The organism is Streptomyces sp. NPDC058683 (assembly GCF_042716195.1).
GTDB lineage: Bacteria > Actinomycetota > Actinomycetes > Streptomycetales > Streptomycetaceae > Streptomyces.
In genome coordinates, this window is the sequence record NZ_JBHXSK010000005.1 from 78,404 (window position 1) to 101,223 (window position 22,820).

Genomic DNA, 22,820 nt, shown 5'->3' on the forward strand with positions numbered 1-22,820 from the left:
CCGTCTCCCTGGTCCGGGCCCCGGCGGCGGGGCGGTCTGTGGCGCAGATTCCAGCATGGCGCACCCGTGGGTGGGCAACAACTATTGACGACAACAATTATTGCTCTTAGCTTCGATCTCAAAGCCGCACCCGTCGCATCCGGGAAGCCGCAGCCGCCGTACCTGCAAGCCGCACCCGTCGTACCTGCAAGCCGCACCCGCCGTACCTGCAAGCCGCACCGCACCCGTCGTACCCGAAGGGACATCGCCCGTGCCCAGCATCGATCTCACCGGCAAGGCCGCCGTCGTCACCGGCAGCGGCCGGGGCCTCGGCCTCGCCTACGCCCACGCACTCGCCGCCCACGGTGCCTCCGTGGTCGTCAACGACGTGGACGAGGCCGTCGCCGAGCAGGCCGTGAAGTCCATCACCGCGGCCGGCGGCACCGCCGTCGCCGAGGTGGTCCCGGTCGGGACGAGCGAGGCCGCGGACCGGCTGGTCGCCCGGGCCGTGGCGGAGTTCGGCCGCCTCGACGTCCTGGTCACCAACGCGGGCATCCTGCGCGACAAGGTGCTGTGGAAGATGACCGACGACGACTTCGACGCGGTGCTCACCACCCACCTCAAGGGCACCTTCACCTGCGCCCGCGCCGCCGCCGTCCGGATGCGCGAGCAGGGCGAGGGCGGCACCCTGATCCTGGTCGGCTCCCCGGCCGGCCAGCGCGGCAACTTCGGCCAGACCAACTACGCCGCCGCCAAGGCCGGCATCGCCGCCATGGCCCGCACCTGGTCGATGGAGCTGGGCCGGGCAGACATCACGGTCAACGCGATCGTCCCGGTGGCCGCCACCGCGATGACCGAGACCATCCCCGCCTTCGCCCCGTACGTCGAGGCCATGAAGAACGGCGAACCGCTCCCGGACTTCCTGCGCAAGGGCGAGGGCTTCGGCACCCCCGAGGACTGCGCGGCCCTCGTCCCCTTCCTCGCCTCCGACGCCGCCCGCTCCGTCACCGGCCAGGCCATCGGCATCGGCGGCGACAAGGTGGCACTCTGGTCGCACCCCCAGGAGATCCGGACCGCCTACGCGGACGGCGGCTGGACCCCGGAGACCCTGGCCGACGCGTTCCCCACCTCGGTCGGCGCCGAGCTCCAGACGGTCGGCATCCCGGCGCCCGCGTTCCCGGAGGCGTGATGGACATCGAGGCACTCACGGCGATCGACGTCCACACGCACGCCGAGGTCTCCGCCAAGGGGCACTCCTCCCTGGAGGACGACCTGCACGAGGCCTCCTCCGCCTACTTCAAGGTCGAGGGCAAGCGGAAGCCGACCATCGAGGAGACCGCCGCCTACTACCGCGAGCGGAACATGGCCGCCGTGATCTTCACGGTGGACGCCGAGTCCGCGACCGGCACCGCACCCATCCCCAACGAGGAGATCGCCGAGGCCGCCGCCGCCAACGCGGACGTGCTGATCCCCTTCGCCTCCGTCGACCCCTTCCGCGGCAAGGCCGGTGTCCGCCAGGCCCGCCGGCTGGTCGAGGAGTACGGGGTGAAGGGGTTCAAGTTCCACCCGAGCATCCAGGGCTTCTTCCCCGACGACCGTGCGGTGGCGTACGGCCTCTACGAGGTGATCGAGGAGACGGGCACCATCGCCCTCTTCCACACCGGCCAGACCGGCATCGGCGCCGGCGTCCCGGGCGGCGGCGGGATCAGGCTGAAGTACTCCAACCCACTGCACGTGGACGACGTGGCGGCCGACTTCCCGCACCTGAAGATCATCCTGGCGCATCCGTCCTTCCCCTGGCAGGACGAGGCCCTTGCGGTCGCCGGCCACAAGCCGGGCGTGCACATCGACCTGTCCGGCTGGTCGCCGAAGTACTTCCCGCCGCAGCTGGTCCAGTACGCCAACACGCTGCTCAAGGACAAGGTGCTGTTCGGCTCCGACTTCCCCGTCCTCACCCCCGACCGCTGGCTCGCCGACTTCGCGAAGCTCCCGGTCAAGGACGAGGTCCGGCCGAAGATCCTCAAGGAGAACGCCGCCCGTCTGCTCGGGCTGACCAAGCCGTAAGGGGCCGAGATGCGCAACGAGGGACTGGGGTCGTGGCCCGCACGCCGGGCCCGCAAGACCCCGCACCGCACGGCGCTGGTACACGGTGAACACTCCACCGACTACCGCACGTTGTACACGCGCACCACCCGCCTCGCCCACGCCCTGCGCGCCCGGGGCGTCCGCCGCGGCGACCGCATCGCCTACCTCGGCCCCAACCACCCCGCCTACCTGGAGACCCTCTTCGCGGCCGGCACCCTCGGCGCGGTCTTCGTCCCGCTCAACACCCGCCTGGCCGGCCCCGAGATCGCCTACCAGCTCGCCGACTCCGGCACCAGGGCACTGCTCTACGGCCCCTCGCACGCCGGTCTCGTCGCGGGCCTGCCCGGCACCACCGACGTCCGGACGTACGTCGAGGTCGGCGCCGAGTACGAGGAGGCGCTGGCGTCGGCGGCGGACGACCCGATCGACGAGCCCGTCACCCCCGACGACACCTGCATCATCATGTACACCTCGGGGACGACCGGCCGCCCCAAGGGGGCGATGCTCACGCACGCCAACCTGACCTGGAACGCGGTCAACGTCCTGGTCGACACCGACCTGATCGCCGACGAACGCGCCCTGGTCTCGGCCCCGTTGTTCCACACGGCGGGCCTCAACATGCTCACCCTGCCGGTCCTCCTGAAGGGCGGCACCTGTGTCCTGGTGGAGACCTTCACCCCGGAGACGACCCTCGACCTGATCGAGGAACACCGGATCACCTTCATGTTCGGGGTGCCGACGATGTTCGACCAGGTGGCCCGCCACCCGCGCTGGCCGGACGCCGACCTCTCCTCCCTCCGCATCCTCACCTGCGGCGGCTCCCCGGTCCCGACCCCGCTGATCGCGGCGTACCAGGAGCGCGGGCTGACCTTCCTCCAGGGCTACGGCATGACGGAGGCCGCGCCCGGCACCCTCTTCCTCGACGCCGAGCACGCGATCAGCAAGGCGGGCTCGGCGGGCGTGCCGCACTTCTTCAGCGATGTACGCGTGGTGCGGCCCGACCTGACCCCGGTCGACGTCGGCGAGCCCGGCGAGGTCGTGCTCCGCGGCCCCCATGTCATGCCCGGCTACTGGGGGTTGCCGGAGGAGACCGCGGCCTGTTTCGCGGACGGCTGGTTCCGCAGCGGGGACGCGGCCCGGGTCGACGCGGACGGTTACGTCTTCATCGTCGACCGGCTCAAGGACATGATCATCTCCGGTGGCGAGAACATCTACCCCGCCGAGATCGAGGACCTGCTCCTCACCCACCCCGACATCGTGGAGTGCGCGGTGATCGGCGTGCCGGACGACAAGTGGGGCGAGGTGCCCCGGGCGGTGGTCGTCCCCCGCGAGGGCGCCGTCCTCGACCCCGACGAGGTGCTGGCCTCCCTGTCCGGCCGGCTCGCCAAGTACAAGCTCCCCAAGTCGGTGGTGCTCGCGGACGAGCTCCCGCGCACCGCCTCCGGAAAGCTCCTCAAGTCCCGTGTGCGCAAACGCTACGGCTCCGCCACCTCATAGCTAAGGAAAGCGACATGAGCGTCACCGTCAACGGCCTCGACGAACTGAAGAAGCTCTCGGGCAGCGACCTGGGCACCAGCGAGTGGATCGAGGTCACCCAGGACCGCATCGGCACCTTCGCCGACGCGACCGGCGACCACCAGTGGATCCACGTCGACCCCGAGCGCGCGGCCGCGGGCCCCTTCGGCGCCCCGATCGCCCACGGCTACCTCACCCTCTCCCTGTTCATCCCCCTGTTCACCGAGCTGCTGGACGTCCAGGGCGTCACCACCAAGGTCAACTACGGCCTGAACAAGGTGCGTTTCCCGTCCCCGGTGAAGGCCGGCTCCCGTATCCGCCTGGCCGCCCGGCTGGCGGAGGTCGAGGAGGTGCCGGGCGGCGTGCAGATCGCCGTCGACGGGACGATCGAGATCGAGGGCGGCGCCAAGCCCGCCGCCGTGCTGCAGAGTCTGTCGCGGTTCTACGCCTGATCAGGTGGGCCTGCGCAGGGCCCGGATCCGCTGCTGCGCGGCACTGGCCGCGTTCTTGAGCTCGATACGGGCGTGTTCCTGCGCCATCGCGGCCGCCAGCTGCGTGTTGAGCGCGGTGATCTCGACCCTTCCGGCGGCCGGCACCGCGGGCAGCACCGTGGGCAGATAGCGGTCCAGGCGCTCCACGACGGCCTGGAGTTCGGGGCGGATCGCCTCCGTCGCCTGCGCCGCGTCCTCGAGGAGGTGGCGCAGGCCGTGCAACGGCTCGAAGTCCGCCGCGCGACACGGCTTGTGGGCCCATCCGCACAGCATCTCGACGAGCCGCCTGAGGTAGGTCGAGGCGTCTTCGAAGTCCTGGGCGTCGTCGTCGGCCCTGCGCATCCGCTTCACCCAGGCCAGCGCCTTGCGGTGGTGGAGCAGCGCGAGGATGCCGAGAGCGGCCGCGGCCGCGCCCGAGGCGGCGCTCACCAGGACGGTGCCCGTGCCGGCGGCGGCCAGCGCGGTGGAACTGAACATCATGGCGGTGATCCGTTCATGAAAACGCACGAACACCCTTCGGGGAGGGGCTGGCAACGTTCGCGGCGTGGGGACGGGTGAGCGGGTCGGGCGGGGGGCTACGAGCGCGCGGCGACGGTGCGGAGCAGCGGAAGGTCCGTCACCACGAACTGCCGGTACCCGCTGCGCAGGATGCCGTCCGTGGGCAGACCGCTGTCCTTGTCGGGGGTGCGCAGCCGGCGGAGTGTGTTCTCCACGGTCGAGACACCGAGCAGCAGGGCGTCCGCGATGTCCTTCTGGCTCGGGCCCAGGATCGTGATGTGGCCGGGGGCGGCGGAGTCGGTCGTGCCGGCGATCTCGGCGAGATGGACGAGCAGCGCGCCGACCCGCGCCAGCGGCGTCCGGGTCATGGTGCCGTAGATCTTCTCGTCGGTGCGGTTGCGGTCCTCCAGGCTGCGCAGCAGGGCCAGTTGGATCTGCGGGCGCTTGCGCAGCAGGAGGTTCATGCGCTGCACGGGGCAGGGCATGACCCACGTCGTGGTGAGGCAGGTCGTCCTGACCTCGGAGCCCGGCTCGATGAGCTTGGCCTCGCCGAGCAGTTGGCCGATGCCACGGAAGCGGGTGATCCTGGGCGCGCCCTCGGCGGCGCCGAAGGGGTGGCGCTCCTGGCGGACGCAGCCGCCGAGGACGATGTGCACCTGTTCGTCCGCCGGCCCGATGGGCAGTTCCTCGTCGCGCTCGTAGACACGGCTGACCGCGCCCCACTCGCTGACCAGCAACGGCCAGTCGCCGCCGGGGAGATGGGCGAGAAAGCTGCCGAGAGGCATGGGCTGGCGTCCGTTGAGGACGTCGCCGGTGCGGAAGGCGTCGACCCTGGGGACCATCGGTCAGGCCCCGGTCACGCGGGCCGCGGTCACGGGCGGGCGGCCGGGCCGCCGTACCGGGTCGTGGTCGTCACGCAGCGTCAGATGCGACGCGATGTCCCGGTGCGGGCGCGGGACGGGAGGGGTGCCGAAGCCATCGGCGATGGCGGTGTTCATCGGTCTGAGGTCCTTCTTTAGTGCGGTTGGGATCCCGGGCGTGACGCTGGCTGCGGCACACCCGGACGACGGGTCCAGGTCCTCTCCCTCGCGTTGTCGGCCCGGGTGGTAAGTCCGGGCTGCGAGGCGAAGACTTTTGACAAGCTACCCCCCTGCCCGAGGAAATCGCCAGTCACGGATGACAGAGAGCAAAGCTTCCTGTCGCGGCTCCCCGGGAAATCGTCGCCCTCACGAGAGGGAGTTCCCGTACGGGGTTGGAGAGGGCTGTGGTCTCCATCACACCGGCCTGGGGGAGGGTGATCGAAACGGGTTTTTCCGAGGGTGAACCATTGAAAGCCTATGCGGCACCGCGTACGAATATTTCCCGCAGATGAGCGGCGACCGGCCCAGGTGTAAACGCGCGGAAAAATGAGGAGGCCCCGGGGAACCACCCCCGGAGCCTCCCGGAAAGGACCTGGACCCGTCGAGGTTCAGACCGTCACCCAGTAAACACCACGTGCTAGGAAAAGGTCACACGGGGTGGCAACTCCCCGGGTCGGAGCCCCCATGGGGAGGGGTTTGCCTCGTCGACTTGCGTGGCGGGGCCGACGGCGCCGCAGGGGCCGTCCTGTCGGACGAAAGGTCTGCATTGCCGCTTTGATGCGGTTATGCTCCGCCTCTTGTGTCGTTCGTCGTGTGGGTAAGTGCGTGAGTGGTGAATGACGATCGCTTGAGGATCGCTCCAGACCGCTCGATGAGGGGTCCGCTTGCCGCGGAGCGCTTCCGTCCGCGCGTTCGATGTATGCAGTATGTGGTCGCCCGCTGCATAAATCTACGCGACGGAGGGGGCGGTTTTCCGGCGTACATTCGGTTGCTTTCTGTCGCCCCGAACGGCCTCGGCCGCTTTTCCCGGGACTTCGGCCCGCTTTGTTGTGAATGCAGGTCCTGGGAATTTGTCGACCTTATTACGGGATCCGTCCCGCGTTCCCGGAATGACGTCCCGCCGGGAATCCGCAATGTTCCCCGTGCTGCCCGGCCGGCGCCGAAACGGCGGTGCCGGGACACCGCAGGCAATCGTTCTCCAACTCTGTGTAGCGAGTCGGACACGATTCACGCATGCCTGCCATGCCCCGGCGGTCACGCAAGGTGAGCAAATGGACGACGAATCGTCAGGAACCCACGACGTCCACGAAGATGGGGTTGGAATAGAACCACGTGTCCGCCCACGGGTCGCCGTTCCCCGGCTCGTGGGGGACCGGGCCGTGCGGGTCGATCGACGCGCCCAGGTAGCCCGCGCCGTTCCGCTTGCCGTCGCTGCCCCGCAGCCGGACGTAGAAGGACTCGTCCCCCGCGGTGAGCGGGATGCGCAGGGTATAGGTGCCCTTGCGGCCGGACACGTCCTTCGTCTGGACGACCCTGGTGTCGGGCGCCTGCCAGGTGTCACGGTCGCCCACCCGGCCGCGCACCGCGCCCCGGATGACGTCGACGTGCGCCAACTGGGGCAGGATGCCCTGCGCGTTGACCCGGGACGCGGTCGTCACCGTCACGTTCAGGGTGATCCGCTCGCCCTTGCGGACCCGCAGCCGGCCGCCGAGGGTGACGCCGTTGCCGTGGTCGCAGTCCCGCTTCAGACGGACGTCCAGCCCGTCCAGCAGATGCCCGTGGTCCAGCCAGACCCGGCCCGCGCGCAGGCCCGCCATCACCGCGCGGTACCCGTAGCGGGTGACACCGACGTGCGTGCGGCTGAACTCGCCGGGCCAGAAGTCGCTGCCGGGCTGCGGGGTGTCGGTGTTCACCGGGTCGGGCAGCTTGCCGGTGTTGTCGAAGTTCTGCCCCGGCAGCCAGTCGCCGTTCTTCCAGGTGTCGAAGACCGTGCGGTGATTGTCGGAGTTGGTGGTGATGGTGAACAGGCGACCCTCCGACAGCATCGCGTCCCACAGGCCGCCCACCGTCGCCGTAGCCCAGTCGAAACCGCCGTACGTCAGGTACGCGTCCGCCGGGTAGCCCGCCCAGGACTGGGCGGAGGGCTTGTTCTCGTACTCGCCGCGGATCGAGGTGGCGCCGCGCCAGCCGGGGATCGCGGCACCCTGGGCGCCGGGCGCGCCCTCCATGCCGATCATGATCTCGGGGGCCGCGTCCCGCCAGTCGCGGATCTCGTACGGCGAGTCGATGCCGAGCCGCAGCGGGTGGTTGGCGAGGACGAGGATGTCGTCGACATAGCCCGTACGGCGCTGCTCGGCCAGCCACTTGATGGCCTTGACGGCGTGCGCCTGGTTGCGCGCGGTGTCCGCGTCGGCCACGCCGCCCTTGTCGTAGCCGAGCAGCTTGCCGTCGTAGGCCAGCTCGAACCGGGTGAGCAGGTCGGTCTCGTGGCGGCCCGGCGCGGCGAACACGGTGGCGTGCTCGGCGGCCGGGATGTACCACTCCAGGCCCTGGAAGATCAGCTGGCGCGGGTTCTCCCGGCGGGCCTTGAGGATCTCCGCGTGCTCCAGCTTCGCGCCGTAGGAGGCGTGCCCGAAGTTGGAGTGCTCGTTGAACACCATCCAGTCCAGGCCGTACTTCGCGGCGGCCTGCGCCTGCTGGGAGAACGTGTACTTCGCGTCGTGGCTGTACACGGAGTGGACGTGGTGGTCGCCGACCAGGTAGGCGAGGCGGGGGTCGTCGCCGCCGAGGCCCCGCCCGGTGGACGCCAGCGCGGGGGTGGCCGCCGACCCGAGCGCGAACGCGGCGCCGAACAGGCCGGCGCGGCGCAGGAGTCCGCGTCTCGACATGCCCTGGGCGTCCAGGTCGGCGGGGGAGACGGCAGGATCGGCCCAGCTGGGCAGCTGCTGCTCGGTCATGATGATGATCCTCGTAACGGGCGTCAGTGGGTCATGAAGGAGGAGACGGGCAGCGCCCGGGAGACGATCCGGACGTCGCCGAGGCGGCCGTGCAGGATCTGGTCGATCCGGTCCGCGTACTCGTAGCCGCCGAGCAGCCACGGCTTCCCCGACGAGGCGATGCCGATCGCGGCGGCGTGCGGGTTGCGGGCCACCGGGCAGCCCTGGACGTACATCGTGGTGTGCCGTCCGTCGTTGACGACGGCCAGGTGCCACCAGGTCTCGCGGGCGGTCTCGTCACCCCAGTTGGTGACCAGCTGCTGCTGGTTGAGCGGGTGCATCGCCCACTGCGGGCCCGGCCCGTCGGAGATGGACAGGGTGGCGAGCGGCTCGTCGGGGTCGTCGGTGACCGTGCCGACCGAGCCGTTGCGGCCGGTCCGGCTGACCAGGCCCGACCAGGCGTTGTGCGAGGCGTCCCAGTCGGCGGGCAGCCGGTAGAACACCTCGATGGTGTAACCGTCCTTGAACGTCGCCGAGTTGAGCGGGGCGCCGTCGATCGTCCGCAGGTACGCGCCCTTCAGCGGCGACTTGAAGCCGGTGAACTCCAGGCTGCCGTGGCCCGGCTGGTCCGGGTGGTGGTCCGCCGACCAGCCGAGGGTCCCGCCGCCCACCGAGACCACGGTGAGGTCGTTGCCGTGGCCGGACAGGTCACGGACCGTGCCGGAGACCGCCGAGTCGAACCGCCAGTAGGCGGCCGTGCCCCGGACCAGCAGCTGCGAGGCGGGCCGCGCCGGACGGGCCGGCACCGGGGCGAAGCCGGCGAAGCGGTCCTCGAAGTCGATGTCGACGGAGAAGCGGTCGCCGTCGCCGCTGAGCTCCGTCTCCTGCCGCTCCAGCTCGTTGAGGCCCTTCTTGGCCCTGCCGAGGATCCACGGCGACACCGTCTCCACGTCGATGACGTTCCGGTCCAGGTCGAAGTGGTAGAGGCGGATCATCGCGGCGCCGCCGAAGTAGCGGTTCTGGTAGTTCGTCAGGTGCAGGTGGACGTCGTGGCCGGCCGCGTTCTTGCGGGTGGCGCGGCGGGCCGGCCAGAAGTGGCCGTTCAGGGTGAGGAAGATCTGGTCGTGCTCGTTCACCAGCTGGTCCCACAGCTGCTGCCCGTAGTCCGACAACGTGTCGTCGTCGACGACCAGTTCGTGCGTGGTGAGGATGACCGGCGCCTTCGGGTGCTGTGCGATGACGTCCTTGGCCCAGGCGTAGCCCTTCGCGGACAGCCGCCAGTCCAGCGCCAGCACCAGCCACTCGCGCCCGGCCGCCCGGAACAGGTGGTAGGTGTTGTAGCCGTCCGAAGAGGCCCCGCCGAAGGTCGGCTTGTCCTTGAAGCGCTGCGGCCCGAAGGCGTCCAGGTACGGCGACGGGCCCCGCTGGTCGTCCGTGGACGACCTGATGTCGTGGTTGCCGGCCAGCACGCTGTAGCCGACCCCGCGCCGGTCCAGGATCCCGAACGCCTTGCTGATCGCCGCGAACTCCGCCTCGGCGCCGTTCTGCGTGAGGTCGCCCAGATGGCTCAGGAAGACGATGTTCTCGTCGGACTCACCGCCCTGCTCCAGCAGATACCGCAGCGACGCCTCGATCGGCGCCGGGTTGATGCTCGGCCCGTCGAAGAGGTACTGGGTGTCGGGCATCACCGCGAGGGTGAAGCGACGGCTCTCCGGGTCGGGACGCCGGGCGGAGCCGGAGGACGCCTCGGCGACGGCCGGCAGCGCGACCCCGGCGGTGGCGGCGGCGCCGAGGAGCGCGGTGGCCCTGAGGAAGTTGCGTCTGCCGGCTCCGGCCTGCGCGGCCTCGCCCTGGACGTGGTCATGCGACGTACACACGTGTGCTCCGTGGATAAGGAGAAGTGACGGCGAAGGGCGTGGGGGGATCTCAGAGGACGCGCAGGGTCCAGCTCCAGCGGTGGACGCCCGGTGCGACGAGGTAGGAGGGGAAGGTGTCGGGGCCGCACGAGGCCGTACCGAGGCCCCGGTGTGCGGCGTCGATGTGGACCACACAGCCGGCCCGGGGCACGAGTTCGTCGTGGTGGGTGACGGCGGTGAGGTCCTCGGCGCGGTAGCGGGTGACGGATACCTGGCGGGGCTCGTCCAGCTCGACCGCGAGTCCGGTGGCGTCCGGCGCCGACAGCGTGAACCGTCGTACGCCATGGCGGCCGCCGCTCTCCTGGGGCCGCAGATACGGGGTGAACAGCTCGTCCACCGGGAGGGAGTGGTGGCCGACGGGGGCACCGGCGGCACGGTCCGGGTACGACTCCCAGGGACCCTGACCGAACCACTCCAGCAGATCCAGCCCGGCGACCGTCTCGAAGACCGAGCCGACCCGGGCCACGTCGTCGAACTCCTCGGGCAGCTCGGCCGACTCGTCGACCCGGATGCCGCCCTCGACCGCGGTGAACTCCTGCCGGTGCCGCACCACTCCCGTCGTACCGGCGTACTCGGAGACCACGGCCACCCTCCCCCAGCCTTCGGCCGGGGGGACCCCCATCTCGCTTCGCTCGTGCTCCTGCCGCACCGAGACCACCTTGCGCACCAGGCTGTCCAGACCCCAGGCCCGCCAGCGCAGCGCGATCCCGCCCAGCTCGTCGTTGTCCGTGGGCGCCCGCCACAGCGAGAGCGCCGGCGCGGCCGTCAGCAGCGGGTGCAGCAGCAGACCCTCGCCGTCCACCTCGACGGCGGGTCCCGCAGGCACCGGCCGCCTGGGCGTGTCCGCCGCCCGGATCCTGATCTGCGGTGCGCAGATCTCCGTACCGGCCGGCGCCCAGGCCTGGTCCTCGGCCGTGGTCACCCGCAGCGTCAGCCATGCCTCGCCGCCGTCCGCCGGCACCTCGAAGGGCAGCGGCACGGCCGCGGTCTCGCCGGGGCACAGCTCGGGCAGCTCGGCCGGCCCGGTCAGGGTGCGCCCGTCGGCCAGCGCCAGCTCCCAGCTGCCGGCCAGCCAGTCGAAGCCCCGGAAGTGCTGGTGGTTGGCGAGCACGATGCCCTCGTGCTTGAAGCACCGGATGCGGACCGGCGCCGCGATCTCCCGGTGCTCGTACATCGCGGGCTTGGGGGTGCGGTCGGGGAAGACCATGCCGTCCGCGACGAACGCCCCGTCGTGCAGGGCCTCGCCGAAGTCGCCGCCGTACGCCCAGCGGTGGCCGGGCGCGGTGACACCGTTGTCGTACAGTCCGGCGCCCGTGCGCCCGACCGGTCTGCCATCGCTCACCCGCTGGAGAATTCCGTGGTCCCAGAACTCCCAGATGAACCCACCCTGAAGACCCGGAGTGGACTCGATGGCGGCCCAGTGGTCGGCCAGCGTGCCGTTGCTGTTGCCCATCGCGTGCGAGTACTCGCACTGGATCAGCGGCTTCGTCTGCTCTCCCGACAGCGCGTGCGCCACGCAGTCCTCCAGCGGCGCGTACATCGGGCAGGCGATGTCGGAGGCGACGTCCGGGTCCGCCCAGCCGCGCTTGGCCGCCCCCTCGTACTGGATCGGCCGGGTCGGGTCGTGCCGGCGCACCCAGCCGGCCGCCGCGTCGTGGTTCGCCCCGTAGTCGGACTCGTTGCCCAGCGACCAGATGATGACCGACGGATGGTTCTTGTCCCGCAGCACCATGCGCGAGACCCGGTCCACGAAGGCGTTCAGATGGCGCGGGTCGTCCGCGATCTCGTGCGCGTGGTCGTGGGACTCGATGTCGGCCTCGTCGACGACGTAGAAGCCCAGCTCGTCGGCGAGGTCGTAGAGGGCGGGGTCGTTCGGGTAGTGCGAGGTGCGGATCGCGTTGAAGCCGAACCGCTTCAGCACCACCAGGTCCGCGCGCATGTCGTCGTACGACACCGTCCGCCCGGTCAGGGGGTGGAAGTCGTGCCGGTTGACGCCCCGGACGAACACCCGCTCGCCGTTGACCAGCAGGTCCCGGCCGGCGATCTCGACGTCCCGGAAGCCGACGCGGTGGTACGACGTGTCGGCGACCGTGCCGTCCGCGCGGTGCAGCCGGACGGTCAGCCCGTACAGCTCGGGCTGCTCCGCGTTCCAGGTGCGCACCTCGGGCACGGCGGCGTGGATGCGGGCCTCGCCCAGGAAGTCGGAGACCCGGTCGTCCTCGGCGTTGAGCCGGTCGAACTCGGCGTCCTGCGCGAGGAGTTCACCGTCCAGGTCGCCGGTGACATACCAGCCGTCCGGCAGCGCACCGCCGTGGTCCCGTACGACGCAGTCCACCCGCAGCTCGCCGTCCCGCCGAGCCCGCACGGTCACGTCCGCGAGATACAGCGGGTCGGTCGCGTACAGCAGCACCGAGCGGGTGATCCCGCCGTGCCACCAGTGGTCCTGGTCCTCGATGTGCGAGGCGTCCGACCACTTGACCACGGTCAGCCGCAGGACCGACCGCTCGCCGGGGCGCACGGCCCCGGTGAGGTCGAACTCGGCGGCGAGGTGGGAGTCCTTGGAGATGCCGACGGGCCGCCCGTCCACGTGCACGAGCAGCACGCTCTCGGCGGCGCCGACCTGGAGGACGACCCGGCGGCCGGTCCAGTCGGCGGGGATGTCCAGCTCGTGCTCGTAGACCCCGGTCGGGTTGGCGGCGGGCGCCCGCGGCGGGAACTGAGCGAACGGCATCCGGACGTTCGTGTACTGCGGACGGTCGTCCGTGTCCTGCATCGTCCACACGCCCGGGACGAAGGCGGTCGACCACCTGTCGTCGGCCGTCGCCGCGTCCGGAGCCGGCAGCAGCTGGAAGCGCCACTCGCCGTCCAGGGACAGCGCCCCCGGACGGCGGTCGACCGCGTTCATCGGCAACCGCCCCCAGGAGGTCACCTCGGGTGCCTCCCAGGGGCGGACGGCCACCAGCGGGTCCGTCACTTGATGGCTCCCTTGGCCAGGTCGCCGATGATCTGACGGGCGCCGATCGCGAACACGATCAGCAGGGGCACGAGGGCGAGGAGCGCGCCGGTCATGACCATTCCGTAGTCGGTGGTGCCGTGGGTGCCGTTGAGCTGGGACAGCGCGACCTGGAGGGTGACGTTGTCCGGGTTGGTGAGGGCGATCAGGGGCCAGGCGTAGTCGTTCCACTGGCCCATGAAGGTGAAGATGCCGAGGAAGGCGAGGCCCGGCCGGACCACCGGGAGGGCCACGTGCCAGTACTGGCGGAGGAAGCCCGCGCCGTCGATGCGGGAGGCGTCGAGGAGTTCGTCGTGGATGGCGCCCTTCATGTACTGGCGCATCCAGAAGATGCCGAACGCGTTGGCCGCCGCCGGCACGATCAGCGAGGTCATCGAGCCGATCCAGCCCAGCTTCGCCATGATCACGAACTGCGGTATCGCGGAGAGCTGGGCCGGCACCATGAAGATGACCATCAGCAGGGCGAACAGCACGTTCTTGCCCGGGAAGGCGAACTTGGCGAAGACGAAGGCCGCCAGCGAGTCGAAGAACAGGACCAGGAAGGTCACCGAACCCGCGACCAGCAGCGAGTTCCCCATCGACCCGAAGAAGTCGATGTTGTCGAAGAGGCTGCGGGCGTTCTCCAGGAAGTGCGAGCCCGGCAGCAGCTTCGGCGGGTAGGAGAAGATCTCCGACGAGGCGTGCGTCGACATGATCACGGCCCAGTAGAACGGGAAGGCCGAGAGCAGCAGACCGACGACCAGGACGGCGTGCAGGGCGATACCGCGGCCGCGGGTGCCCTTGATGGCCCTGGGGCGGGTTGTGCGGATGGATGCCATGGTGTGCGGCCTCCCTAGTCTTCGCCCCGGCGCTGCACCAGGCGCCAGTTGATGATCGAGAAGATGATGACGACGAGGAAGATGCCCCAGGCCACGGCGGCGCCGTAGCCGAAGTCGTTGTTGTCGAAGGTCTGCTGGAAGAAGTAGAGGACCATGGTCTGGCCGGCGTGGCCCGGACCGCCCGCGAACGTCGAGTCGTTGGAGGTGGTCTGGAGCAGCACCTGTGGTTCGGAGAAGCTCTGCAGACCGGTGACGGTCGACACCACGAGCACGAACAGCAGCACCGGCCGCATCATCGGCAGCGTGATCCGGAAGAAGGTCTGCATCGGCCCGGCGCCGTCCATCCGGGCCGCTTCGTACAGTTCGCCGGGGACCGTCTGGAGTCCGGCGAGGAAGATGATCGCGTTGTAGCCGGTCCACTGCCAGGTCATCAGCGTGGCGATGGCGACCTTGATGCCCCACGGGGTGTTCAGCCAGGCGACCTGGTCGAGGCCGACCGCCTGAAGGAAGGCGTTCACCAGGCCGAAGTTGGTGGAGAACACCGAGCCGAAGATGATCGCGATCGCGACCACCGAGGTGACGTTCGGCAGGAAGTAGGCGAAGCGGTAGACGTTCTTGAAGCGGACCGCCGAGTTGAGCATCACGGCCGTCACCATCGCCAGGAAGATCATGGGGAAGGTGGCGAGCGCCCAGATGACGATCGTGTTCCCGACCGCGGTCCAGAAGTCGGTGTCGCTGAGCAGGTACTGGTACTGCGACAGGCCCGCCCACTCCATCGAGCCGAGGCCGTCCCAGCGGTGCAGGGAGACGTAGAGCGAGAAGCCGACCGGGATCAGGCCGAAGCAGAGGAAGAGGAGGTAGAAGGGGGAGATCGCGGCGTAGAGGTGCCAGTACTTGCGGAATCCGGTACGGGGACCGGCCGCGGTGGTCCGTTCCACGGTCGCCGTGGGCTTCTCCAGTGCGGTGGCCATCAGTAGCTCACCCCCAGGTGCTCGGCGATGCGCCGGCATTTGCTCATGGCGTCCTTCCAGGCCTGCTCGGGGTTCTTGCCGAGGACGCCGACGTTCTTGATCTCGTCCTTGAGGGGCTGCGAGAGCGCCACGTCGAACGGGCTGTTGTAGGCGACCGCGATCTTCTGCGCGGCGGGCCCGAAGACGTCCATCGTCACCTGGCCGCCGAAGAACGGGTCGGGCGCGCGCAGGGTCTTCAGGTCGTACGACGCGGGGGTGGACGGGAAGAGTCCCGCGTCGACGAAGCCCTGTGCCTGGTTGCCGGCGTTCAGCATCCAGGTGATGATCCGGAACGCCTGCTCGGGCTCGCGGCACTCCTTGGTGATCGACAGGAACGAACCGCCGTTGTTGGACGGCCGTACCGGCATCTGGGCCACCCGCCATCTGCCCTTGGTCTTCGGTACGCCGGTCTTGATGTCGTTGGTGGCCCAGGAGGCGTTGAGCTGGCTGGGCAGCTTGCCGTCCTGGAGCGCGGACAGCTGGTCCGGCGTGCCGCTGACCAGGTCCGAGACGATCCCCCGCCTCTTGGCCTCCACGGCCAGTGCCCAGGCCCGGCGGACGTGGTCCTGGTCGCCGATGAAGTGCCGGTCCTTGTCGACGTACCGCCGGCTGCCCTGCTGCACCACGTTCTCGAAGACCGCGTTGACGTCGGAGAGCAGACAGGTCCCCGGGATCCGCTTCTTCAGCTGCTCGCCGGCGGCGAAGAACTTCTCCCAGGTGTTCAGCTCGGCGCTGACGTCGTCGGGTTCGTAGGGCAGTCCGGCCTTCCGGAAGACCTGGTACTGGTAGAAGTGGGCGACCGGGCCGCAGTCGATCGGGAAGCCGACCATGGTGCCGTCGTCGGCGATGCCCTGGTCCCACTTCCAGGACAGATACTGGCTCTTGTACTTGTCCGCGCCCAGCGTGCGCAGGTCCACGAACTGGTTCGCGTTGGGCAGATAGGACGCCATGTCCTCGCCCTTGAGACCGGCGATGTCCGGGATGCGGGCCCGGCCGGTCATGGTGGTGAGCAGCTTCGACCGGTAGTAGCCGCCGATCTTGATGGCCTGCAGGTCGACGTCCGCGTCGTAGCGGGCCTTTGCGTTCTTGATGACCGTGTCGCCGAGGCCGCCGTCCCAGTACCACAGGACCATGTTCCGGCCGGTGGAACCGGTCGGAACGGCACAGCCGGATGCCAGGCCGCCGAGCGCCGTGGCGGCCGTACCGGCCAGGCCCGCGCGCAGCAGGCCTCTACGTGAGAGCCGCACAGCTCCCACCGCCTTTCGGATCTTTCGGATCTGTTCGGGACTTTCACATGGAGCGTGGGGGGTGGCGTGGGGCTCAGTACTGCCGTGCGGGGGGTGTGACGGGTGCGTGGCGGACGGGCGGGCCGGGGTCGGCCGGCAGCCGGTCCATGAGGAAGCCGTAGGCGCGTTTCAGGTCGGGGTCGGTGAGCGAGCGCCACCAGCGGTCGACGCCGTACCAGCCGGGGGCCGCCAGTGCCCCGCCGTGGTGGCCGACGGAGAGACCGGCGGCGAGTACGGCGAACCTGAGCCGTTCGTCCAGCGGCCAGCCGCCGAGCGAGGCGGCGACGAAGCTCGCCCCGAAGACGTCACCGGCGCCCGTCGCGTCGAGGACGTCCACGGCGAGGGCCGGGACCTCCGCGAACTCGCCGGTGGTCTGGTCGACGGCCACCGCGCCGTCCCCGCCGCGGGTCACCACGGCCACCGGGACCAGTTCGGCGAGGGTGCCGAGGGCCGCCACCGGGCTGTCGGTGCGGGTGTAGGCCATCGCCTCGGTCTCGTTGGGGAGGAAGGCGTGGCACAGGGCGAGCTGGTCGAGGAGGTCACGGGACCACTGCTGGGTGGGGTCCCAGCCGACGTCGGCGTAGATACGGGTGCCGTTCGCGGCGGCCTTGGCGATCCACTCGCGGGGTTCGGCCTCGATGTGGACGAGGGCGGTGCGGGCCTCGGGCGGGTCGCCCATCAGCACGTCCTGCGAGTACGGCGGCTCCGAGCCGTGGGTGACCAGGGCCCGGTCCTGTCCGTGGGCCAGGGCGACGGTGACCGGGGTGGGCCAGCCGTCCGCGACCCGGGAGAGGGAGAGGTCGACGCCTTCCTGCCCGGCGAGGACCTCCTGGCAGTACGCGCCGTAGAAGTCGTCGCCGAAGACCGTGGCCAGCGAGGTCCGCAGGCCGAAGCGGGACGCGGCCACCGCGAGGTTGGCGATGCCGCCGGGGCCGCAGCCCATGCCGGCCGTCCAGATCTCCTCGCCCGGTGTCGGCGGCTTCCCGAGCCCCGTGAGGACGAGGTCGTAGAAGAGCAGCCCGGTCAGCAGCACATCGGGCATGTCGTCGTCCACACGCCACCCTCTCGTCAAAACTCGTCAATTTCGATGACGGGAATCGTGCGCTGCCACGCGAGATTGGTCAATACCCGAGCAGAACTGAGCATGGAAATGATTGAAGATGACGAGTAGTGTTCAGCGCGTGCTGGCAGAACGACGACATCAACTCATCCTGCGGGCCCTGCGCTCGGGCGGCCCCGCGGCCGTGACCGATCTCTCCGAGCAACTGGGTGTGAGCCCCGCCACCGTCCGGCGTGACCTGCTGAAACTGGAGGAGGAGGGGCTGCTGACGCGGGTCCACGGCGGTGCCGTCGCCGACGAGGGCGACCAGCCCTTCGCCGAGGTCGCCGAGGTGCGGATCGCGGAGAAGGACGCCATAGCGGCGCGCGCGGCGGCCCTGGTCGCGGACGGCCAGTCGGTCCTCCTGGACATCGGCACCACCGCCTACCGCCTGGCCCGCCAGCTGCACGGCCGCCGGCTCACCGTGATCACCAGCAACCTGGTCGTCTACGAGGAGCTCGCCGACGACGAGGGCATCGAGCTGGTGCTGCTCGGCGGCATGGTCCGGCGCGAGTACCGCTCCCTGGTCGGCTTCCTCACCGAGGACAACCTGCGCCAGCTGCACGCCGACTGGCTCTTCCTCGGCACCAGCGGGGTGCGCCCCGGCGGGCAGGTGATGGACACGACGGTGGTGGAGGTGCCGGTCAAGCGGGCGATGATCAAGGCGAGCGACAAGGTGGTGCTGCTCGCCGATGCCGCCAAGTTCCCGGGTACGGGCATGGCGAAGGTCTGCGGTCCCGAGGACCTGGACCTGGTGGTGACCAACGCGCCGGTCGACCCGGCGACCCGGTCCGCCCTGGAGGAGGCCGGTGTCGACGTGGTCCTGGCAGGAAAGGCTCTAGCGTGAAACTGACGATTCTGGGCGGCGGCGGATTCCGGGTGCCGCTCGTGTACGGGGCGCTGCTGACGGACCGGGCCGAGGGGCGGGTCACCGAGGTCGTGCTGCACGATCTCGACGCCGGCCGGCTCTCCGCGGTCGCCCGGGTCCTGGCCGAACAGGCGGCCGGCGTCCCCGACGCCCCCACGGTGACCGCCACCACCGACCTCGACGACGCCCTGCGCGGGGCCGACTTCGTCTTCTCCGCGATCCGTGTCGGCGGCCTGGAGGGCAGGGCCGACGACGAGCGGGTGGCCCTCGCCGAGGGCGTCCTCGGCCAGGAGACGGTCGGCGCGGGCGGCATCGCCTACGGCCTGCGGACCGTCCCCGTCGCCGTCGACATCGCCCGCCGGGTGGTCCGCCTCGCCCCCGACGCCTGGGTCATCAACTTCACCAACCCCGCGGGACTGGTCACCGAGGCCATGTCCCGCCACCTCGGCGACCGCGTCATCGGCATCTGCGACTCCCCGGTCGGCCTCGGCCGCCGTATCGCCCGGGTGCTCGGCGGGAACCCGAAGGAGGCCTGGATCGACTACGTCGGCCTCAACCACCTCGGCTGGGTCCGCGGTCTGCACATCGCCGGCCGCGACGAGCTCCCGCGCCTGCTCGCCGACCCCGACCTGCTCGGTTCCTTCGAGGAGGGCAAGCTCTTCGGCGTGGACTGGCTCCAGTCCCTCGGCGCGATCCCCAACGAGTACCTGCACTACTACTACTTCAACCGCGAGGCCGTCCGCGCCTACCAGCAGGCCGAGAAGACCCGCGGAGCCTTCCTGCGCGACCAGCAGGCGCGCTTCTACGCGGAGGTCCGGGACCCCGGTGCGAAGGCCCTGGCGGCCTGGGACCGCACCCGCGCCGAGCGCGAGGCGACCTACATGGCCGAGAACCGGGAGACCGCCGGCGCCGGCGAGCGCGACGCCGACGACCTGTCCGGCGGCTACGAGAAGGTCGCCCTGGCCCTGATGCGGGCCATCGCCCGTGACGAGCGCACCACCCTGATCCTCAACGTCCGCAACCGCGGCACCCTCGCGGTGCTCGACGGCGAGGCCGTCATCGAGGTGCCCTGCCTGGTCGACGCCAACGGCGCGCACCCGGTCGCCGTCGCCCCGCTGCCCGACCACGCCACCGGCCTTGTCTGCTCGGTCAAGGCCGTCGAGCGCGAGGTGCTGGCCGCCGCCGAGTCCGGCTCCCGTACGACGGCCGTGAAGGCGTTCGCCCTGCACCCGCTGGTCGACTCGGTGAACGTGGCCCGGCGGCTGGTGGAGGGGTACACCGAGGTCCACCCCGGCCTCGCGTATCTTAAGTAACCAGCCGCTCGGAAAGCGCTTTCCATCCCTCTTCTGGAGACTTCCATGCACGACGAACGCCGCCGGATCGAGGAGCGCGTAGAGCGCCTCCACAACCAGCGCATCAAGCCCGCGATCTACGCGGCCACCGTCCCCTTCGAGGTGTCCGCCTGGCAGGCCCCCGGGGAGCCGGTGCCCTTCGAGGAGGCCGCGGCCGCCCCGTACGAGCCGTTCGCCATGGACACCCTGTGGGGTCCGCCGTGGGGGACCACCTGGTTCCGGATGCGCGGGCAGGTGCCCGCCGAGTTCGCGGGCCGCCGGGTCGAGGCCGTCATCGACCTCGGCTTCGTGGGCGACTGGCCGGGCAACCAGGCCGAGGCCCTGGTCCACCTCACCGACGGGACCCCGCTCAAGGCGGTCAACCCCCTCAACCAGTACGTACGGATCGCGAACCCGGCGACCGGCGGCGAGGTGATCGACTACCTGGTCGAGGCCGCCTCCAACCCCGACATCCTGGCGAACGACTTCGCGGCGCCGACCCCGCTCGGCGACGTGCTGACGGCCGGCGACAAGCCGCTCTACACCTTCAAGCGGGCCGACATCGCCGTCCTGGACGAGGAGGTCTTCCACCTCGACCTGGACGTCCAGGTGCTGCGCGAGCTGATGCTGGAGCTGGGCGAGCACGACCCGCGCCGGCACGAGATCATGCACGCCCTCGACCACGCGATGGACCTGCTCGACCTGGACGACATCTCCGGGTCGGCCGCCGCCGTGCGCGAGGCCCTGAAGCCGGCGCTGTCGAAGCCCGCGAACGCCAGCGCGCACCGCATCTCCGGCGTCGGCCACGCGCACATCGACTCGGCCTGGCTCTGGCCGATCCGCGAGACCAAGCGCAAGACCTCCCGGACCTTCTCCAACGTCACCTCGCTGGCCGAGGAGTACGAGGAGTTCGTCTTCGCCTGCTCGCAGGCCCAGCAGTACGAGTGGGTGCGCGACAACTACCCGCAGGTCTGGGCCCGGATCCAGGAGTCGGTGAAGAAGGGCCAGTGGGCACCGGTCGGCGGCATGTGGGTGGAGTCCGACGGCAACCTGCCGGGCGGCGAGGCGGTCGCCCGCCAGTTCGTCCACGGCAAGCGGTTCTTCATGGAGCACTTCGGGGTCGAGACCAAGGGGGTGTGGCTGCCGGACTCCTTCGGCTACAACGCGGCCTACCCGCAGATCGCCAAGCTCGCCGGCAACGAGTGGTTCCTCACCCAGAAGATCTCCTGGAACCAGACCAACAAGTTCCCCCACCACACCTTCTGGTGGGAGGGCATCGACGGCACCCGCATCTTCACCCACTTCCCGCCCGTCGACACCTACAACGCCCGCTTCAGCGGCGCCGAGATGTCCCGCGCGGTCCGCAACTACGCCGAGAAGGGCGGCGCCACCCGCTCGCTGGCCCCGTTCGGCTGGGGCGACGGCGGTGGCGGCCCCACCCGCGAGATCATGGAGCGGGCGCGCCGCCTCAAGGACCTGGAGGGCTCCCCGAAGGTCGAGGTCGAGCACCCGGACGCCTTCTTCGCCAAGGCCCGCGCCGAGTACGAGGACGCCCCCGTCTGGGTCGGCGAGCTCTACCTGGAGCTGCACCGCGCCACCTACACCTCCCAGGCCCGCACCAAGCAGGGCAACCGGCGCAGCGAGCACAAGCTGCGCGAGGCCGAGCTGTGGGCCACGACGGCCGCGCTGCACGCGCCCGGCTACCGCTACCCGCACGACAAGCTCGACCGGCTCTGGAAGACGGTCCTGCTCCACCAGTTCCACGACATCCTGCCGGGCTCCTCGATCGCCTGGGTGCACCGCGAGGCCGAGGCCGAGTACGCCCGTGTCGCCCAGGAGCTGGAGGCGCTCACCGCGGAAGCGGTCACCGCGCTCGGCGGCGGCACCGCCCGGGTCTTCAACACCAGCCCCTACGACCGCGCCGAGGTCGTCCGTGACGGCGCGGGCACGCCGGTGTACGTGGCGGTGCCGGCGAGCGGCAGCGCGCCGCTGACGGGTGACGTCGAGGCTCCGCAGCCGGTGACCGTCGCCGGCCGGGTGCTCGACAACGGCCTGGTGCGCGTGGAGATCGCGGAGGACGGCACGCTGTCGTCCGTCCGCGACCTCCGGGCCGGCCGCGAGGTCCTCGCCGGCCAGGGCAACCTGCTCCGCCTGCACACCGACCTCCCCAACTACTGGGACGCCTGGGACGTCGACAAGCACTACAAGAACCGCTACACGGACCTGCTGGACCCCTCGGAGATCACGGTCGTCGACGCGGACCCGCTGCTCGGCGCGATCCGCGTCACCCGCGCCTTCGGCAACGGCTCGAAGGTCACCCAGACGATCACCGTCCGCGCGGGCAGCCCGCGCATCGACTTCGAGACGGACATCGACTGGCACGAGGCGGAGAAGTTCCTCAAGGCCGGGTTCCCCGTGGACATCCGCGCCGCGCACTCCTCCGCGGAGATCCAGTTCGGCCATGTCCAGCGGCCCACGCACACCAACACCACCTGGGAGGCGGCCCGCTTCGAGGTCCCCGGTCACCGCTGGGTGCACCTCGCCGAGCCCGGCTACGGCGTCGCCGTCATCAACGACTCGACCTACGGCCACGACGTCTCCCGCACGGTCCGCGAGGACGGCGGTACGACCACCACGGTCCGCCTCTCCCTGGTCCGCGCCCCGCGCGTCCCGGACCCGGGTGCCGACCAGGGCCGCCACCGCTTCACCTACTCCCTCCTGCCCGGCGCGAGCATCGAGGACGCGGTCGCCGCGGGCTACGCCCTCAACCTCCCGCTCCGGGTGGCCGATGCGGCGGGCGCGCCGGAGCCGGTCGTCTCCGTCTCCGGCGCGGGCGTGACCATCGAGGCGGTCAAGCTCGCCGACGACGCCTCCGGCGATGTCGTGGTCCGGCTCTACGAGTCGCGCGGCGGCCGTGCCGAGGGCGTGCTGCGCACCGGTTTCCCGCTCGCCGGCGCCCAGGTGACCGACCTGCTGGAGCGGCCCCTGGAGACGGCGGACACCGAAGGGGACACGGTCGCCGTGACGCTGCGGCCCTTCCAGATCCTGACGCTCCGTCTGCAGCGGGCGGGCACCGGCCGGTAGCCCCGGAGGCGGGCCCGGCGGTCGTGCGCTG

Annotated in this window: 17 protein-coding genes; 7 read left to right on the top strand and 10 right to left on the bottom strand. The window is 70.6% G+C overall.

Annotated features, from left to right (window positions below; translation table 11 throughout):
* Positions 1 to 250 precede the first annotated feature (250 nt).
* Genes ACFWXC_RS07135 through ACFWXC_RS07150 form a run of 4 tightly spaced genes read left to right on the top strand, consistent with a single transcriptional unit; the run spans position 251 to position 4,031 of the window.
* Complete coding sequence (locus tag ACFWXC_RS07135; RefSeq protein WP_384474350.1) at positions 251 to 1,168, top strand: SDR family NAD(P)-dependent oxidoreductase; 918 nt, start codon at positions 251 to 253, stop codon at positions 1,166 to 1,168.
* Positions 1,168 to 2,043, top strand: coding sequence for an amidohydrolase family protein (locus ACFWXC_RS07140; RefSeq protein ID WP_384474353.1), 876 nt, complete (start codon positions 1,168 to 1,170; stop codon positions 2,041 to 2,043). The genes ACFWXC_RS07135 and ACFWXC_RS07140 overlap by 1 nt, the downstream gene beginning before the upstream one ends.
* A gap of 9 nt (positions 2,044 to 2,052) precedes the next feature.
* Entirely contained in the window at positions 2,053 to 3,561 is a 1,509-nt protein-coding gene (locus ACFWXC_RS07145) for a long-chain fatty acid--CoA ligase (protein WP_384474356.1), read from the top strand.
* 14 nt (positions 3,562 to 3,575) lie between these two features.
* Positions 3,576 to 4,031, top strand: coding sequence for a MaoC family dehydratase (locus ACFWXC_RS07150; RefSeq protein ID WP_384474359.1), 456 nt, complete (start codon positions 3,576 to 3,578; stop codon positions 4,029 to 4,031).
* Here the strand turns inward: ACFWXC_RS07150 and ACFWXC_RS07155 are convergent, their stop codons facing one another.
* The 10 genes from ACFWXC_RS07155 to ACFWXC_RS07200 form a co-directional block, all read right to left on the bottom strand.
* On the bottom strand, positions 4,032 to 4,550 hold the full coding sequence (locus tag ACFWXC_RS07155; protein ID WP_384474362.1) for a hypothetical protein: 519 nt from the start codon (positions 4,548 to 4,550) through the stop codon (positions 4,032 to 4,034).
* Between the two features lie 95 nt (positions 4,551 to 4,645).
* Positions 4,646 to 5,410 carry a Crp/Fnr family transcriptional regulator gene (locus ACFWXC_RS07160; protein WP_384474365.1) on the bottom strand — a complete coding sequence of 255 codons (765 nt, stop codon included), beginning with the start codon at positions 5,408 to 5,410 and terminating at the stop codon, positions 4,646 to 4,648.
* A 3-nt stretch (positions 5,411 to 5,413) separates the two neighbouring features.
* A complete protein-coding gene (locus ACFWXC_RS07165) occupies positions 5,414 to 5,566 on the bottom strand; it encodes a hypothetical protein (RefSeq protein WP_384474368.1) in 153 nt (50 codons plus the stop codon).
* Between the two features lie 1,148 nt (positions 5,567 to 6,714).
* Positions 6,715 to 8,385, bottom strand: a complete 1,671-nt coding sequence (locus ACFWXC_RS07170; RefSeq protein WP_384474370.1) for a PHP domain-containing protein — start codon at positions 8,383 to 8,385, stop codon at positions 6,715 to 6,717.
* A 23-nt stretch (positions 8,386 to 8,408) separates the two neighbouring features.
* On the bottom strand, positions 8,409 to 10,241 hold the full coding sequence (locus ACFWXC_RS07175; protein ID WP_384474373.1) for a LamG-like jellyroll fold domain-containing protein: 1,833 nt from the start codon (positions 10,239 to 10,241) through the stop codon (positions 8,409 to 8,411).
* A gap of 49 nt (positions 10,242 to 10,290) precedes the next feature.
* Positions 10,291 to 13,254, bottom strand: coding sequence for a glycoside hydrolase family 2 TIM barrel-domain containing protein (locus ACFWXC_RS07180; protein WP_384474376.1), 2,964 nt, complete (start codon positions 13,252 to 13,254; stop codon positions 10,291 to 10,293).
* Positions 13,251 to 14,111 (bottom strand): carbohydrate ABC transporter permease, encoded by an 861-nt coding sequence (locus tag ACFWXC_RS07185; RefSeq protein WP_384474380.1) that lies wholly within the window; start codon positions 14,109 to 14,111, stop codon positions 13,251 to 13,253. The genes ACFWXC_RS07180 and ACFWXC_RS07185 overlap by 4 nt, the downstream gene beginning before the upstream one ends.
* 14 nt (positions 14,112 to 14,125) lie before the next feature.
* Positions 14,126 to 15,082: a carbohydrate ABC transporter permease gene (locus ACFWXC_RS07190; RefSeq protein WP_384474384.1), complete on the bottom strand. Its 957-nt coding sequence runs from the start codon at positions 15,080 to 15,082 to the stop codon at positions 14,126 to 14,128.
* On the bottom strand, positions 15,082 to 16,368 hold the full coding sequence (locus ACFWXC_RS07195) for an ABC transporter substrate-binding protein (RefSeq protein WP_384474387.1): 1,287 nt from the start codon (positions 16,366 to 16,368) through the stop codon (positions 15,082 to 15,084). The genes ACFWXC_RS07190 and ACFWXC_RS07195 overlap by 1 nt, the downstream gene beginning before the upstream one ends.
* 73 nt (positions 16,369 to 16,441) lie before the next feature.
* Positions 16,442 to 17,461: a carbohydrate kinase family protein gene (locus ACFWXC_RS07200; protein ID WP_384474390.1), complete on the bottom strand. Its 1,020-nt coding sequence runs from the start codon at positions 17,459 to 17,461 to the stop codon at positions 16,442 to 16,444.
* Between the two features lie 127 nt (positions 17,462 to 17,588).
* Between ACFWXC_RS07200 and ACFWXC_RS07205 the strand changes: the two genes are divergently transcribed.
* Genes ACFWXC_RS07205 through ACFWXC_RS07215 form a run of 3 tightly spaced genes read left to right on the top strand, consistent with a single transcriptional unit; the run spans position 17,589 to position 22,789 of the window.
* Entirely contained in the window at positions 17,589 to 18,353 is a 765-nt protein-coding gene (locus ACFWXC_RS07205) for a DeoR/GlpR family DNA-binding transcription regulator (RefSeq protein WP_384474882.1), read from the top strand.
* Positions 18,350 to 19,687: a 6-phospho-beta-glucosidase gene (locus ACFWXC_RS07210; protein ID WP_384474393.1), complete on the top strand. Its 1,338-nt coding sequence runs from the start codon at positions 18,350 to 18,352 to the stop codon at positions 19,685 to 19,687. Before ACFWXC_RS07205 ends, ACFWXC_RS07210 begins: the two co-directional genes overlap by 4 nt.
* A gap of 45 nt (positions 19,688 to 19,732) precedes the next feature.
* Positions 19,733 to 22,789, top strand: coding sequence for an alpha-mannosidase (locus ACFWXC_RS07215; protein WP_384474396.1), 3,057 nt, complete (start codon positions 19,733 to 19,735; stop codon positions 22,787 to 22,789).
* Positions 22,790 to 22,820: the final 31 nt, after the last annotated feature.